This window comes from Streptomyces sp. MMS24-W38 (genome assembly GCF_059889265.1).
Genome location: NZ_JCBCPP010000001.1, coordinates 3,310,467 through 3,323,850, shown reverse-complemented (window position 1 = coordinate 3,323,850; position 13,384 = coordinate 3,310,467). Strand labels below are relative to the sequence as shown.

The window sequence follows — 13,384 nt, the reverse complement described above, 5'->3', positions numbered from 1 at the left end:
TCAGTCTAGATTCGGCCCGGGGTGTCCGCATCAGTGGTGCCGCAGCCACAGCACCCATACCGGCGCTCCCGCCACCCCAGAGCAGTCACTGGCTTCCGTCGAATGCGCGTCGAAGCTGCCCAGGCCGATCGATCACAGCGCTGCCAACCGCAGGTCAGAGGCCGTATATGGCTCGGACCACCAAGCACCTTCTAAGCGCTTGGCCCGTCATTCATCGCGCGGCTTCGGGCGGACGCGTGCCACAGTCGTGCCACAACGGGCGGGAAACAGCAGGGAATCACGGTGACAGCAACGGCACCCGAAACGGCAACGCACCCTGCATTGCAGCAGGTCAACGCCACAGCAGATCCCTGATCGCCGCAGCTTCCCAAGCTGGGGCTTCGCCTCATCTCCCCTGCCGCTGCTCCCTGGGTCCCGCCTCCTAGCACCTGGCCGCTTCAGCCAGAAGGCGGGTCACTCGCAGGCCATCTCGTCAAGGTGACGCGAAAAGAGTCGAACCAGCACCCTCCTCCGGAGCAGTCTGAGATCCTGAAGACCGATCGAGAGGGGCCGCAGGTATGGAGTGGAAGACCCACGGTGAGCGACAGATCTACACCAACCCTTGGGTGAATCTGTGTCTGGTCGACGTCCAGCAGCCCGACGGACGCAGGTGGGAGTACCACGTCGTCCGCCTGCGGCACTTGGCTGTGGCCACTGTGGTCAACGACCGCCAAGAGGTCCTGATGATGTGGCGACACCGCTTCATCACCGAGTCGTGGGCCTGGGAACTGCCCATGGGCCTGGTGGAAGTCGACGAGACGCCAGAAGAGGCGGCGGCCCGCGAGGTGTTGGAGGAGACGGGCTACCGCCCCGGCGCCATCAAGCCCCTGGTCTACGCCGAGCCGGCCAACGGGATCACCGACTCACAGCACCACGTCTTCCGCATCGACGGCGCCACGTATGCCGGACCGCCCACCGAGAAGAACGAGTCCGACCGCATCGAGTGGATCCCCCTCGCAGAGGTGCGCGGGATGATAGACCGCCGGGAGATCGTGAGCAGTGGATCGCTCGTCGGCCTGCTGTATCTGCTCATGGATGAGGCGATCCGCTGACCGGTGGGAGGAGTGCCCGTAGCCGCGCTTCGAACGCCAGGGCTACGGGCTCCTGCCTGCTCGGGGCTAACTGGTCGTAAAACTCCCTGAGATGCCCTGTCACTCGCTCCGAGGACACCGTGGAAGCAGACTCCAGGGCCTCCGTGGCCGTATGACACGCCTGGTCAAGCTTGCCCTGGTCCAGCTGTGTCCTCGCCAACCAGAACGAGTGGAACGCACGGCCGCGCTGGTTACTGCGGTCCTCTCTGCGCAGCGCATCCGCGATCAAGGGTTCGGCGGTCGCGGCCTCGCCCAACCGTCCGTGAGCGATGCCTGTGTCGACCAGGAGCTTGGGCTCATCAAAGTAGGTGACCCAGGACGGGTCGGGGTCGCTCGCTCTGATCTGTTCGAAGTGACGGTGCGCCTCCCCGATCGCCCGGTGAGTGGAGTCTCGGCTGCCGAGAGTGGCGTGGGCGAAGGCTTCACGCATGGAGAGCATGGACAGGACGCGTGGCGTCGTGCCGAGAGAAGAACGGGCCTGGTCCTGCGCGGCGGTCACCAGGGCAAGGGAGTCCGCTGGCTTATCCTGGTAGGTGGCTTGCAGGCTCATGCAGGCGAGGACGTTGGCCATGAACTGGCGATCGTCGATCTCCTTCGCCAGTTGCAGGGCTTCTGTGAAGTACGCGCGAGCCTGGTTGTACTGGCGGGCGTCGAAATGGGTCCAGCCGGTGAGGCGTGCCAGCTCCGCGGCAACTCCGTACAGGCCGTTCTGGATCGCCGGCGCTCGGCTCTCCTTCAAGAGGCCGACGACGTAGCGCAACTGGCCGACGATGGCCGGCCGCAGTGCCTCGCCCCCGTGTTGGTTGTCCCGCTTCCAGTAGTCCTCGATCGACGCACGGAAGGCTTCGAGCGTGGCTGTGCTGAGGCTGGTCCGGGTAGCCAGGGCCAAGATGCTGTCCACATCCGGACTCGGCAGGGATTCCGGCGTCTGCTGCTCCGGGTCCGGCTGTTGCGGTGCTTCGCGCTCGGTGACGACGAGAGCCTGGGGCGTTTCCCACGGACGTCGGGCCAGCCCGAGCATGTGTCCCGGGATGCGCAAGCCGTCCGCGATGCGCTCGATGACGTCCATGTGCAGCAGCTGGCGGCGGCCCGCGATCACTTCCCCGACTCGGCTGGGCGTCAACTCGCAACGCCTGGCGATCATCGACGGGTAGATACCCGCTCTCGTCTTCATCAGTCGGAAGACCCTCGCGAAGTCCCGCACTCGACACGCACTGATCATCTCGGGATCGGTGAGCAGCCTGGCAGGCAGTTCCTGCGGCCGGTCGGCGTCGGGCATTGGGCAAGCTCCCACACTTCGAGGGCTACGCAACGTCGCTGGTTCTCTACTTGCCGCGATGTTACCCAAGTTGGGTAATCAGCCTGACCTTTTAGCCGTGGTCCCTGAATCGCGATGCTCCTTGCATGGCGAGCAACCAGCAGACCAGACCAGGCATCGGTGAACTGGCGAAGGACAGTGCCAAGGGACGTCTCGGCGTCGTCATGGGTGAGGTCGGCGGCCGGGTGCAGATAAGGCCGATCGGTGGCGGCACGGAGTGGGATGCCATGCCGGACAACGTGGTGGCGCCGAGTGCGCGCGAAGAGCTGAGCGCACGCCTGGCCATCAAGAACGGCAACAGCCGGGATGGGCTGTGATGCGCGCCATCGGGCGGTACGCGGGAGTCCTGTTCATCGTCATGGTCAGCGGGTCGTGCGGCCTGGTGATCGGCATGGCTCTCAGCATCCGCCAGTAGACCGACCGCCCCGGACGGTGCCGATTCACAGGCTCCCCACCCCGTCCGGGGCGGTCCTCCAAGCCCGCTCCTGGTCGTAACCGGGCAGGACTCGGCGATCAAAGCGGGCGGTAAATGCCCCACACCGTCTCATACAAGGAGATTGAGCATGACGGCAACGGCGAACGATCAGAGGACCGGTCGCGCGGTGGCTGGCGAGGAGCTGTTCGAGAGCCTCGCCCACTTCGTGGTCGCCCACAACGGGCAGTCGCCCGAGAGGGCCCGGCGGATCGCGGATCAGGCAGTCGCGTTCCTGGTCACGGCGGCCACCGCCACCGTCCCCATGGTCCCCTCGGACGACGTGGACCTCGGCCTGCACGCGCTCATCCTGCACACGAAGGAGTACGCCGAACTCTGCGAGCAGTACGCGGGCCGCTTCCTGCACCACAACCCGAGGCCGGGCGGGGGTGCCCGCGACCCGGAGGAGGTCGCTGCTTCCGCTCGCGCCATGAAGGCCGCCGGATTCATGGTCTTCGACGACCTCTGGACCGTGAACGGTGAGAACCTCGCGCAGTGCGACTCCGACTGCGGGCGACCGTACGGCCAGGCGTAACACACGACAACAGCGACGCGGCCGGCCTGTGCTCATGGTCGGCCGCGCTCGCCAGGAAGGAGAGGCTCCCTTGTCCGGCCCGACCCCTGAATTGCCGATCGTGGTGCTCGACGCGCTCATGCCCACGGCGCAGCACCTGGTCATCAACCGCCGGGGCTCCACAGTGTGGGAGGTGGAGAGCCATCGAGGGCGGTACGCCGTGAAGCTCGGATATCCGATCGATGCCACGCCCGACTGGACTGCCCAGCCTTGGACCGCTCTTGCGCCCGCACGCGAGGGTGCCGTTCTGTATCGCCTCGGCTTCGACGACGTCGCGTATGGCGAGTGGGAACGCGGAACGTGGAACTTTCAGCCGTGGCACGAAGGGCCGGATCTGTACCGCTTGTGGGAGCCGTGCCGTGAGCGGGACTCGTCCGTCGAACCGCACACCGGCGTGGCGCTGGGCTGCGTCGAAGCGCTGGCGGAACTTCACGCGAAGGGTTGGACGCACGGTGATGTGCAGCCCGCCCACTTCATCATCGGGCCGGACCGAACCCATCTGATCGACCTTGCCCTTGCTCAGGGCGGACGCATCCCCGAGGGGTACGACTTCCCGTTCCGCGGCTGCCTCGTCCACTACGAGGCACCGGAGATCGCCCGCAGCGTGCTCGCCACTGGAGAAGCCAAACCGACACAGGCAGCCGATATCTACGCCCTCGGGGCCTCCCTGCTCATCTCCGCCACAGGCTGGCGGGTGGTCGAGTACCCCGACGACGCTCCACGCCGTGTGCAAAGAGAGGCGGTGGCGAGCGGTCGGCGACGGCGTGTGAAAGTCCCCGGTGAGCTGGGCGAACTGATCGACGCGATGCTCAGCACTGCCCCGGAGGACCGCCCCACCATCTACGAAGTGGGTAAGGCCCTGAGCTAATCCCGAACCCACGGCTCGTCCTCCGCGCCTCATGCGACGGAGGCCAACAACAAGAGGCCGGACCACCCCTCAGCCTGGACAGCAATCCGGGGTGGTCCGGTCGCGGAATCCCTGATCAGGACCCCGGTGCCGATGGTACCGGGGCGGTCGGCGTGCTCGGATGCGGGTGCGGCTGCAACTCCGGTTCCCTGTTGCTGAGTTAGAGAGGATCACTGTTGCGGTCCGGCGACCTGAATCCCAGTTCTGACCTGAGCCACCGAAAGTCAGCCACGATGGCGGGCGTGCCGACCGAGCACCCGTCACGTGTGTTTCCAGCAACCCCCCGCCGACCTCAGCCACGCTTCTTCGATTCGTCACGGCCCTCGCCACCATCCCGGCCTGGGCGTTGTCGACGCAGATGCCTTACGCATGGGCGTGCCTGCGGCTTTGCGCTCTGTCGGCTGCGGAGCGTGGGCCGGTGGGGTGGAGGGGCCCCGCTTGGTCGGTGTCGGCCTGGTCCTGGTGCTCGGACTGGTCGGGCTGCTTCCTGGTCTGGCTGTCCGCCTTGCTGGTGCTGCGCGCTGAGCGGGTGGGGGCCGGCGCAGCGGTGGCGGAGACAAGGAGCGGCGGCGGCCCTTGGCCGCCAGCGCGCGCGGACCGCCGTAGGCGGGCCGCCTTGATCCAGTAAAGAAACTCTGAACAGCTCCGGCGCGCTGTGCCTTGGTGCGTCATGCGGTCATGCACTGCCCGCGCCTTCCCCATCGGCTCCGCCGCTTCGACACCACTTCGGGCACTTATAGGCGCATTGCCGCCTATTCGTTCCGGCAGTCGGCGAAATTTATCCACAGGTTGGCCAGTCCAGGGTTGAGCCTGTGGAAAAGTCGGCGCCTTCGTTATGCGCCCGTGACCGTGGTCGCCCCTTCGCGGTCGGGGGCGTAGTCGGGGGCGAGTGGTGGGGTGGCACGGGCGCCCTCCGAAACAGGGCGGCTGAACATAGCCGACGATCGCCGGTTACCCAAACCGGCGATTTTCCAGACTATTGAGGCACTGCCCGGACGACAAGAAAGGACGACTGGCGGTGAGCGCGCAGCGATACGGGCCCGCCCGGCGGGACGCGAATGAAGGTTGTTGCCCGTCCGACGGGAGCCCGGAGCTGTGTGCCGCACACCTGTCCAGTTCGGCCGATAGACCTGACTCAACAGCCGCGATGACGGCTTGCCGAGCAGTTCGGGCAAGCCCTGATCCGGCGGTGGTTGACCGCTGGGCAAGCCTTCGGGCAAGCCCTCAGCGGTTGGCTGCACTCGATACGCGACAACGGCACAACAACGAACGGGTGGACATGACCAAGCACGAGGCGGCGCTTATCGCGGCGAAGCTCAAGAAGGTCGAGGAAAAGGTGGCGCTCCTGGAGGACCTGGCGCGTCGCGTCCTCGAAAAGGAGGCCGCTACTTCTTCGACGTCTTCTTCGCCTCGCTGATGCCTAGCCGCTCCATAAGGACGTCGATCACGTTGTCCAGTCGAGTGCTTAGGGCATCGATTCGTTCGGATAGTTCGAGGTATTCCGGCGTGGGCATGTGCCCGCTGCCTGCCGTCTCGGGAGTGCCGGCCTTCGGGTCGGCCCCTGCGGGGAGGGGGTCCGCGACGAAGTTGCCCCGACCCGGCATGGTGTGGATCAGCCCTTCGTCACGCAACATGCGCAGGGCGGAACGCGCGGTCATGTTCGCGATCTCGTAGGTCGCCTCCAGGTCGCGGGACGAAGGGACCCGCTCCCCCGGCTTGAGGCGCCCGGAGCGGATTTGCCGTCGTAGTTCCTCGGCCACCAAGCGGTACGGCGGAGTGTCGGAATCCTTGGGCAGCTTCATAGCCCGAGGGTAGCGGGCCTGGCTCGCTTACCGCAGTAAGTCCCTGATGCACCCCTGCTTCCGCACGACTCCCGTACGAAGCAGGTGCGATGTGCGCTAGGCGCTTGACGCACCCATCGGAGGTAGTGCACAGTTGATCTCGCTTCGCCGCCCGGCGGAGCACCTGCCGAAAGGACGTAACACCCATGGCTCGTATCCGTGTTGGCCTGCACTCCACCGCGTCGTTCATGGTCGGCACCCTGCCGGTGCCGAAGTACGCGGACGCTGAGAAGACCCAGTTCGCCACCGACCGCGAGACCGGCGCGAAGCTCTACACGATCACCCTCTTCTTCATGGAGGAGGGCCGCGCCGAGGCGATGAAGATCACCGTTCCGGAAACCGGTCTCCCCAACGGGCTGAAGCCGGGCATGCCGGTGATGCCGGTGGAGTTGTTCGCCACCCCGTGGGCCCGGATCTTCAACGGTCAGCTCTCGGACGGCATCGCCTACCGCGCTGACCGCCTGGACCTGGCCCTCCCTGCCCCTGCCGCTGACGCGGCGTGACCGGCACCGTCGACGCCTCCCGCACCTGCCGCGACGACATGCTTCGGCGCGTCGCGGCGGTGTGGGAGCACGAGAGCTACCCGCCCGGTGAAGCCCCCGCTCACGCGGAGATCTGCCTCATCATCACCGGGCTTCCTGTCCCCTGGGCCGATCCCCTGGCCGCACTCCGTAAGCAAAGGAAGGAAGCGAAGTGACCCTGCACGACATGAGCGAGGTGATGGGCTACGCCCCGGTTCTGGTAGGGGTGGGATTGGCTGGCCTCGTCGCATGGACTTCCGTGTGGGTGGTCCGCTACCTGCTGGCCGACACGATGATGCGAGCCAGCATCCGGCAGGCCATACGGGTACGCCGGATCTGGAAGCGGTTCGCTCCCATGGCGGGGCTGTCCGTGACAGACAAGACCCCGACCGCGATGGCGTCGCTGTCCAACACGGACGGCAAGCCGCCCAAGCCCCGGGTGCTGATACCGGCCCTGAAGGTGAAGCCCGACCCGTTCGGCGTGGTCGTGAGGGCCGGTTGCCTGCCGAAGGTGGGGCTGGAGGAGTTCCAGAAGGCTGCGCCCTATCTGGCGGACGCCTGGCGGTGCACGCGGGTGTCCGTCTCCCAGGACAAGCCCGGCCACGTCCTCATCCGCGGGGTGCGGGTGGACCCATTGATTACCAAGACCTCCCACACACCCACCGGGAAGATGCCGGAGGAGCTGGCGACGTGGAACCTGGGGATGGACGAGTACGCCCAGGCGGTGAGTGTCGACCTGGCGGAAGTGCCGGGCGTCACCGTGGCCGGCCTGCCCGGCTTCGGGAAGACCTCGCTGATCAACCGGTTCATCTGCGACTGCGCACCCTCCCCGGCGGTTCAGATCGCGGTGGCGGACGGCAAGGTGATGGCCGCCTATGAAGGCGACTACGCCGACCTCATGGGCCGCCTGTTCGCCTTCGTCGGAAGCGATCTGAAGGAAGCCAACGCCCTGTTCTGGAAGCTCGTGCGGCTGCGCCGCGCCCGGTCCACTGCAATCAAGACCGTGCTCGGCCGCAAGGACATGTGGCACGGTGGCCCGTCCGTCGCCTGGCCGTGGGTGGTGCTGATCGTTGATGAGGCGCACACCTACTTCCGCGACCACAAGGGCTCCGACAAGGAGACCAAGCAGCTCGCCGCCCTGGCCGCGCAGAACGCCCGGCTGGTGGAGGAGCTGGTGAAGATGGGCCGCTCGGTGGGCATCCTCGTCATCCTCGCCACGCAGAAGAGCACGGGCGACGCAATCCCGACCTTCATCCGCGACGTGTGCCCGGTCGGCCTGTCCTTCGCGCAGAAGACCACTGACGCGGCCGTGGCCGCCCTCGGCGACGACATCCGCGACTGGCCCGATGCCAGCCCGACCCTGCTGCAGGAGCCGGCCTACGTCGGCGTGGCGGTCATGAAGACCAACGGGCGGAAGGGCTTCACCCGCCTGCGCACCCCGTACGTCGGTGAGGACGACTCCGCCCACGTCGCTGCCCGGACGGCCCACCTCACCGCTGACCCGGACGACCTGCTCGCCGCCCAGCTCCCCGGCATCGACCTCACCAAGGACGACCCGGACGACGACTCCGTACCGCCGCTGGCGGCCTGACCACAACGCCCGTTACAGGCTGACCTTTGAAAGGAGGTGAATCCCTGTGTCTGAGGACCGGATCACCCAGCGCACCGTGACCGTGGTCATGGTCATCATCGCCCTCCTGGCGTTCGTCTTCTCCTTCGGCAACGTCTGGGCCCTGGCGCTGCGCCTGGGCGTCCCCGCCCCCATCGCACCCCTGATCGCCCCCATGGTCGACCTGTCGGTGGTCGGGCTCCTGGTCGCCCTGCGCTACCTGTCCCTGCGCGGCGTCCCGCCCGAGCAGATGAAGGCGGCCACCCGGCTGATGCACTTCTCCGGGTTGCTGACCCTGGCCCTCAACGTCGCCGAACCCATCGTCGCCGGGCACTACGGCCGCGCTGCCGTCGACGCCGTTGCCCCCTTGCTCCTCCTGGGCTGGGGAGCTGTCGGCCCACAGCTCCTGCGCTCCTTCCACACAGTCGCCGTCAATGCGGCCGACCCGGCCTCCGCTGTCGATCCGGAACCGGCCCGAACGCCCGACCTGGCCCCGGCCGAGCCGGAACCCTCCTCGACGCCGGCACCGCCCGTCATGCCGGAACCGGCCCCGGCCACTCCGGCCCCGGCAGCTCCTGCCGTCAAGGTCCCTGAGTCGCTGCTCACCGAAGCACGCTCCATCGCCGCGGCCCACCACTCCGAGCACGGCAACCCCATCACGGCGGCTCAGCTCAAGATCCGGCTCGGCATCGGCCTGCCCATGGCCACCGCCCTCCACGCCGCCCTGTAGCGCCGCCCCAGCCGCCGGCTATCCCGGCATTTCCCGCCCTCGCCCGCCTCTGGGCCCGATCCGTCATGCCTGCGGGCAGCAACTCGGACGCCTTCACCAGCAACCGGCTGCTGCCCGTGGGCCCCACCCTCGCGCCAGAAAGGAGACCCCACCACTCATGCGTCGCCCCCTCGACCTGCGCCACGTGATCAGCCCCGGCCTGCGGAACCTGATCGAACTGGCCAACACCCACGACTTCGACCGCGTACAGCAGCAGGTCCGCGACCTGCGCGGCTGCACCCGCCCCGTCAACCTCCATGGCTGGACCGTCACCACCGACCAGACCACCAAGGAAGTAGTCCGCTCCTACCGCTCCGAGGACGAACCCTCCGGACGGCTGCTGACCACCTGCGGCAACCGCCGCGCCACCCGCTGCCCCGCCTGCTCCCGCATCTACGCCGCCGACACCTACCACCTGATCAAGGCCGGGCTGTCCGGCGGCAAGAACGTCTCCGACACCGTCCGCGACCACCCCCGCGCCTTCGTCACCCTCACCGCCCCCTCCTTCGGCCCCGTTCACAACCGCCCCACCACCAACGCGGGCAAGCCCCGCCCCTGCGCCTGCGGCGACACCCACACCGAAGACGCCCCGGAACTCGGCACCCCGCTGAACCCGGCAACGTACGACTACACCGGTGCCGTGCTGTGGAACGCCCACGCCGGACAGCTCTGGGCACGCTTCACCACCTACCTGCGCCGCGCCCTGGCCGAACACCTCGGCATGACGCAGAAGGCGCTCAACGCCACCCTGCGCATCTCCTTCGCCAAGGTCGCCGAGTACCAGAAGCGCGGCCTGGTCCACTTCCACGCCGTGATCCGCTTCGACGGACCCGACGGCCACACCACCCCGCCCCCGCCCTGGGCCACCTTCGACGCCCTCCGCGTCGCCGTTGGCCTGGCCATCGAGCGGGCCCGGCTCACCATCGAGTCCGACGCCATCGGCGAACGCGTCATCGCCTGGGGCCGCCGCTACAAGGTCGACCCCATCACCGCCCTGGGCGACGGCGAACTCACCGACGCCAGGGTCGCCGAGTACACAGACGCCAAGGTCGCCGGATACATCGCCAAGTACGCCACCAAGAACGCCGAAGGCGCAGGCACCGTGGACCGCACCCTCATGTGCCGCCCCTGCGCCGGACGCGGCTACGTACGCGGCCCCGCCCGACTCCACGCCCGGTGCACCGACTGCCACGGCACCGGACAGGCCGAACCCATCAAGGCCCTGCCCGTACAGCAGCACGTACGCCAGATGATCCGCACCGCCTGGGACCTCGGCCACCTGCCCGAGTTCGCCGACCTCAAGCTCTGGAAATGGGCCCACATGCTCGGCTTCCGCGGCCACTTCTCCAGCAAATCCCGCGCCTACTCCACCACCCTCGGCGCACTCCGCGACGTACGCCGTGCCTGGCGCACCGCCCAAGCCGAAGCCGCCCGCATCCGCGCCGGCCTCCCCGTCGACGACGAGAACACCGCCCTCGTCACCGACTCCTCATGGACCTACCTCAGCAGCGGCTACCGCCCCGGCGAGGAACTGCTCGCTGCCCAAGTCCGCCACGACCTCGCTTGGGCTCAACAGCTCAAGCACGAAAGGGCTCTGCCTGCATGACGACCGCCGTGCTCACCGTGGACCAGGTCGCCGAGCGTCTCGGCATCAGCCGCTGGAAGGTCCACGACCTGATCCGCTCCCGCGAACTCGCCTCCTTCAAGATCGGCCGCTGCCGACGCATCAGCGAAGCCGCCGTGGACGCCTACGTTTCCCTCCGCACCGAACAGGAAGCCGCCTGATGGCCAAGCCGAAGAAGAACGCCAACAACGAGGGCACCATCTACCAGCGCAAAGACGGCCGCTGGGAGGGCAGTGCGTACGTCCTCACGATGGACGGCACGTACAAGCGACGCAGCGTCTACGGCAAGACCTGGGACGACGCGCACGAGAAGCTCACCAAGCTCAAGGCCGACTCCCTCAACGGTCTCCCGGTCGCCACCAACAAGATGACCATCGCTGAGTACCTGGCCTACTGGCTGACGAACGTCGCCAGGGGCAAGGTCCGCCGGACGACCTACGTGAACTACGAGTCCCTCGTCCGCAACTACGTCACTTCGGAATTCGGCCGGAAGAAGCTGGTACGGCTCACTGCCCGCGACATCCGGGCCTTCCTCGCGAAGACGGCCGTCACCTGCCAGTGCTGTGCGCAGGGCAAGGACAAGAAGCGGCCGGAGCACAAGCGGCGCTGCTGCGCCCTCGGCAGATGCTGCAAGAAGCTCCCCTCCGACCGGACCGTGCGCTTCCTCCTCGTGATCCTGCGGGCCGCCCTCCAGCACGCCGTACGTGAGGACGAGCTGCCCCGCAACGTGGCCCGGAACGTGGAGCTGAGCATGGGCACGAAGCGAGAGATCGAACCGCTCACAGCCAAGGAGGGACGTCAGCTCCTGGCGGCGGCCCGGGAGAACCGGCTGTGGGCTGCGTACGAGCTGGCGGTCCGTATCGGCCTGCGGCGCGGCGAGCTGCTCGGGTTGCGCTGGTCGGACGTGGATCTTCACGAAGGTGTCCTCACCGTCCGGCAGGCGCTCCAACGGGTCGGCGGTGAGCTGCTGATCGTCGCGCCGAAGACTCAGCGCTCAGCCCGCCGCGTCGCCGTGCCGGCCGAGTGCGTGACGGCGCTCCGTGCGCAGCGCGCGCAGCAGATAGCTGATCGGAAGGCCGCTGGTGCCAACTGGAAGGGGACAGGTCAGGGTCTCGTCTTCACCACGAAGAACGGGACCCCCATCGAGCCGCGCAACCTGAACCGGTCCTTCGAGGCGCTGTGCGCCCGCGCCGGCGTCCGTAAGGTCCGCTTCCATGACCTGCGGCACACGTGCGCGTCGCTGCTTCACGAACAGGGCGCCGATGCCCGCATGATCATGGAAGTCCTGGGCCACAGCTCGATCCGGGTGACCATGGACATCTACACCTTCGTACGGCTCGACTCCCAGCGCTCCGCCTTCGATCGCGTCGGGGATGCGCTGAGAGGTGACGGCTACGAGCCGGATGATGACGACGGCACGGCCGGAGTCCCCGTAACCGTCTAGAGGCGTTTCAGGTTCCGGTCCAGGATCGCCCGGAGCAGGTCCACGTCCGCGGGGTCCTGGGCGTCCCGCTTGGGCAGTACGGCGACTCCGGCCGCGCGGTCGCCGCCCAGCAGCACGAAGAGCCCCGGCGTCTCCAGATACTCCCGGAACACCGTCCAGTCCATGCTGAAGGACGCCCGCTCACCGGTGGTGACCGCACCGCGGTCGTCGGCCACCATGCGGCACTGCCCGTACGACTGCACCATGCTGAACATCCGGCGGGCCATGGTGCGCAGTCCTCGTACGGTGCCCCAGGACGCGATGCCTACGGAGAGCACCAGAGAGATGATCCACACGGGCAGCGGGGCATCAAGGAAGGCCGCGAAGACGACCACGCCGATTGCCGCCATCAGCGGCGCCATCAGCGCCTGGGCCCGGCCCGCCGGTGTTCGACGGGCTCGCGCACGGAGCGCCTCCTCGAAGTCCGCGGCCGTCAGCCGGTAGACGAACTCCACGGCCGTACCGCGGTCCGTGTCTGTGGAATCCCCACCCCTGGTGTCCATGGGCAGGGATCCTAGCCAGGGGGTGTCCGGTGGATCAGGGCCGCGTGCCAAGATCCACCGGACACCCCCTGATCCACTCCCGAACGCGGTTGCCGTCAGAGACTGCCGTCAAAGCAAAAGCCAGAGGCCCTGTGGATCACTCCACAGGGCCTCTGGTCTGCTGTGCACTCGGCAGGATTCGAACCTGCAACCTTCTGATCCGTAGTCAGATGCTCTATCCGTTAAGCTACGAGTGCCTGTGTCTTCAGTTTTCTCGCCGCTCCCGGGCCCGCTGGGCTCGCTCGCGGCGACAGGAAGAACATTACATGACCGCCGCCGTCATGTGAAATCCGTTTGGCTCACCCCTTGTGACCTGCGAAAACAAGGACGGAGGACCGGGAATGCGACGAAGCCCCGGTCGGGTGGACCGGGGCTTCGAAACGGTGCGGAGGCGGAGGGATTTGAACCCTCGATGGGCTTTAAGACCCAAACCGCATTAGCAGTGCGGCGCCATAGACCGGACTAGGCGACGCCTCCGTGCACAACCCTCCGCGCGCGAGCGCGGATCAAGTGGTGCGTGCCGATGATGACACAGTCACGTGTGCCCTCACCAATCGCCCCCCACGGTACTAGGCAGGGTGGCCACAGGGCAAA

Annotated in this window: 15 protein-coding genes and 2 tRNA genes; 12 read left to right on the top strand and 5 right to left on the bottom strand. The window is 67.4% G+C overall.

The window, feature by feature from the left end; genetic code table 11:
* Positions 1 to 557 precede the first annotated feature (557 nt).
* Positions 558 to 1,091, top strand: a complete 534-nt coding sequence (locus AC6F7H_RS13950) for an NUDIX hydrolase (RefSeq protein ID WP_500757325.1) — start codon at positions 558 to 560, stop codon at positions 1,089 to 1,091.
* Here the strand turns inward: AC6F7H_RS13950 and AC6F7H_RS13945 are convergent.
* Positions 1,069 to 2,409, bottom strand: coding sequence for a helix-turn-helix domain-containing protein (locus AC6F7H_RS13945; protein ID WP_500757324.1), 1,341 nt, complete (start codon positions 2,407 to 2,409; stop codon positions 1,069 to 1,071). The genes AC6F7H_RS13950 and AC6F7H_RS13945 overlap by 23 nt on opposite strands.
* 125 nt (positions 2,410 to 2,534) lie before the next feature.
* Here AC6F7H_RS13945 and AC6F7H_RS13940 point away from each other — a divergent pair, with 125 nt between their 5' ends.
* The 4 genes from AC6F7H_RS13940 (at position 2,535) to AC6F7H_RS13925 (ending at position 5,818) form a co-directional block, all read left to right on the top strand.
* Positions 2,535 to 2,765: a hypothetical protein gene (locus AC6F7H_RS13940; protein ID WP_500757323.1), complete on the top strand. Its 231-nt coding sequence runs from the start codon at positions 2,535 to 2,537 to the stop codon at positions 2,763 to 2,765.
* Between the two features lie 246 nt (positions 2,766 to 3,011).
* The gene (locus AC6F7H_RS13935) at positions 3,012 to 3,455 is read left to right on the top strand and encodes a glycine-rich domain-containing protein (RefSeq protein WP_500757322.1); all 444 of its coding nucleotides are present in this window, start codon (positions 3,012 to 3,014) and stop codon (positions 3,453 to 3,455) included.
* A gap of 70 nt (positions 3,456 to 3,525) precedes the next feature.
* Positions 3,526 to 4,362 carry a protein kinase domain-containing protein gene (locus AC6F7H_RS13930; protein ID WP_500757321.1) on the top strand — a complete coding sequence of 279 codons (837 nt, stop codon included), beginning with the start codon at positions 3,526 to 3,528 and terminating at the stop codon, positions 4,360 to 4,362.
* A gap of 1,312 nt (positions 4,363 to 5,674) precedes the next feature.
* On the top strand, positions 5,675 to 5,818 hold the full coding sequence (locus AC6F7H_RS13925) for a hypothetical protein (protein ID WP_500757320.1): 144 nt from the start codon (positions 5,675 to 5,677) through the stop codon (positions 5,816 to 5,818).
* On the opposite strand, the gene AC6F7H_RS13920 is transcribed toward AC6F7H_RS13925, so the two are convergent.
* A complete protein-coding gene (locus tag AC6F7H_RS13920) occupies positions 5,787 to 6,203 on the bottom strand; it encodes a GntR family transcriptional regulator (RefSeq protein ID WP_453756533.1) in 417 nt (138 codons plus the stop codon). The two genes, AC6F7H_RS13925 and AC6F7H_RS13920, sit on opposite strands and share 32 nt — an antisense overlap.
* A gap of 185 nt (positions 6,204 to 6,388) precedes the next feature.
* Here AC6F7H_RS13920 and AC6F7H_RS13915 point away from each other — a divergent pair, with 185 nt between their 5' ends.
* The 7 genes from AC6F7H_RS13915 to AC6F7H_RS13885 all read left to right on the top strand — a co-directional run bounded on the left by AC6F7H_RS13915 (position 6,389) and on the right by AC6F7H_RS13885 (position 12,209).
* On the top strand, positions 6,389 to 6,745 hold the full coding sequence (locus AC6F7H_RS13915; protein WP_109376497.1) for an SCO3933 family regulatory protein: 357 nt from the start codon (positions 6,389 to 6,391) through the stop codon (positions 6,743 to 6,745).
* Positions 6,742 to 6,939 carry a hypothetical protein gene (locus AC6F7H_RS13910; RefSeq protein ID WP_500757319.1) on the top strand — a complete coding sequence of 66 codons (198 nt, stop codon included), beginning with the start codon at positions 6,742 to 6,744 and terminating at the stop codon, positions 6,937 to 6,939. The genes AC6F7H_RS13915 and AC6F7H_RS13910 overlap by 4 nt, the downstream gene beginning before the upstream one ends.
* Entirely contained in the window at positions 6,936 to 8,354 is a 1,419-nt protein-coding gene (locus AC6F7H_RS13905) for an FtsK/SpoIIIE domain-containing protein (protein ID WP_500757318.1), read from the top strand. The genes AC6F7H_RS13910 and AC6F7H_RS13905 overlap by 4 nt, the downstream gene beginning before the upstream one ends.
* 46 nt (positions 8,355 to 8,400) lie before the next feature.
* The gene (locus tag AC6F7H_RS13900) at positions 8,401 to 9,102 is read left to right on the top strand and encodes a DUF2637 domain-containing protein (RefSeq protein WP_453756536.1); all 702 of its coding nucleotides are present in this window, start codon (positions 8,401 to 8,403) and stop codon (positions 9,100 to 9,102) included.
* A 157-nt stretch (positions 9,103 to 9,259) separates the two neighbouring features.
* Positions 9,260 to 10,747 carry a replication initiator gene (locus AC6F7H_RS13895; protein ID WP_500757317.1) on the top strand — a complete coding sequence of 496 codons (1,488 nt, stop codon included), beginning with the start codon at positions 9,260 to 9,262 and terminating at the stop codon, positions 10,745 to 10,747.
* On the top strand, positions 10,744 to 10,926 hold the full coding sequence (locus AC6F7H_RS13890; protein WP_093781320.1) for a helix-turn-helix domain-containing protein: 183 nt from the start codon (positions 10,744 to 10,746) through the stop codon (positions 10,924 to 10,926). Before AC6F7H_RS13895 ends, AC6F7H_RS13890 begins: the two co-directional genes overlap by 4 nt.
* Positions 10,926 to 12,209, top strand: coding sequence for a site-specific integrase (locus tag AC6F7H_RS13885; protein ID WP_500757316.1), 1,284 nt, complete (start codon positions 10,926 to 10,928; stop codon positions 12,207 to 12,209). Before AC6F7H_RS13890 ends, AC6F7H_RS13885 begins: the two co-directional genes overlap by 1 nt.
* On the opposite strand, the gene AC6F7H_RS13880 is transcribed toward AC6F7H_RS13885, so the two are convergent.
* From AC6F7H_RS13880 to AC6F7H_RS13870, 3 genes are all read right to left on the bottom strand, one after another.
* The gene (locus AC6F7H_RS13880; RefSeq protein ID WP_500757315.1) at positions 12,206 to 12,751 is read right to left on the bottom strand and encodes a YcxB family protein; all 546 of its coding nucleotides are present in this window, start codon (positions 12,749 to 12,751) and stop codon (positions 12,206 to 12,208) included. The genes AC6F7H_RS13885 and AC6F7H_RS13880 overlap by 4 nt on opposite strands.
* 163 nt (positions 12,752 to 12,914) lie before the next feature.
* Positions 12,915 to 12,987 (bottom strand) — tRNA-Arg (locus AC6F7H_RS13875).
* A 189-nt stretch (positions 12,988 to 13,176) separates the two neighbouring features.
* A tRNA-Ser gene (locus AC6F7H_RS13870) sits at positions 13,177 to 13,267 on the bottom strand.
* Between the last annotated feature and the right edge of the window lie 117 nt (positions 13,268 to 13,384).

Coding starts and splice junctions, on each gene's coding strand:
- AC6F7H_RS13950 (WP_500757325.1), top strand. CDS start 558: ATGGAGTGGAAGACCCACGGTGAGCGACAGATCTACACCAACCCTTGG.
- AC6F7H_RS13945 (WP_500757324.1), bottom strand. CDS start 2,409: ATGCCCGACGCCGACCGGCCGCAGGAACTGCCTGCCAGGCTGCTCACC.
- AC6F7H_RS13940 (WP_500757323.1), top strand. CDS start 2,535: ATGGCGAGCAACCAGCAGACCAGACCAGGCATCGGTGAACTGGCGAAG.
- AC6F7H_RS13935 (WP_500757322.1), top strand. CDS start 3,012: ATGACGGCAACGGCGAACGATCAGAGGACCGGTCGCGCGGTGGCTGGC.
- AC6F7H_RS13920 (WP_453756533.1), bottom strand. CDS start 6,203: ATGAAGCTGCCCAAGGATTCCGACACTCCGCCGTACCGCTTGGTGGCC.
- AC6F7H_RS13915 (WP_109376497.1), top strand. CDS start 6,389: ATGGCTCGTATCCGTGTTGGCCTGCACTCCACCGCGTCGTTCATGGTC.
- AC6F7H_RS13895 (WP_500757317.1), top strand. CDS start 9,260: ATGCGTCGCCCCCTCGACCTGCGCCACGTGATCAGCCCCGGCCTGCGG.
- AC6F7H_RS13890 (WP_093781320.1), top strand. CDS start 10,744: ATGACGACCGCCGTGCTCACCGTGGACCAGGTCGCCGAGCGTCTCGGC.
- AC6F7H_RS13885 (WP_500757316.1), top strand. CDS start 10,926: ATGGCCAAGCCGAAGAAGAACGCCAACAACGAGGGCACCATCTACCAG.
- AC6F7H_RS13880 (WP_500757315.1), bottom strand. CDS start 12,751: ATGGACACCAGGGGTGGGGATTCCACAGACACGGACCGCGGTACGGCC.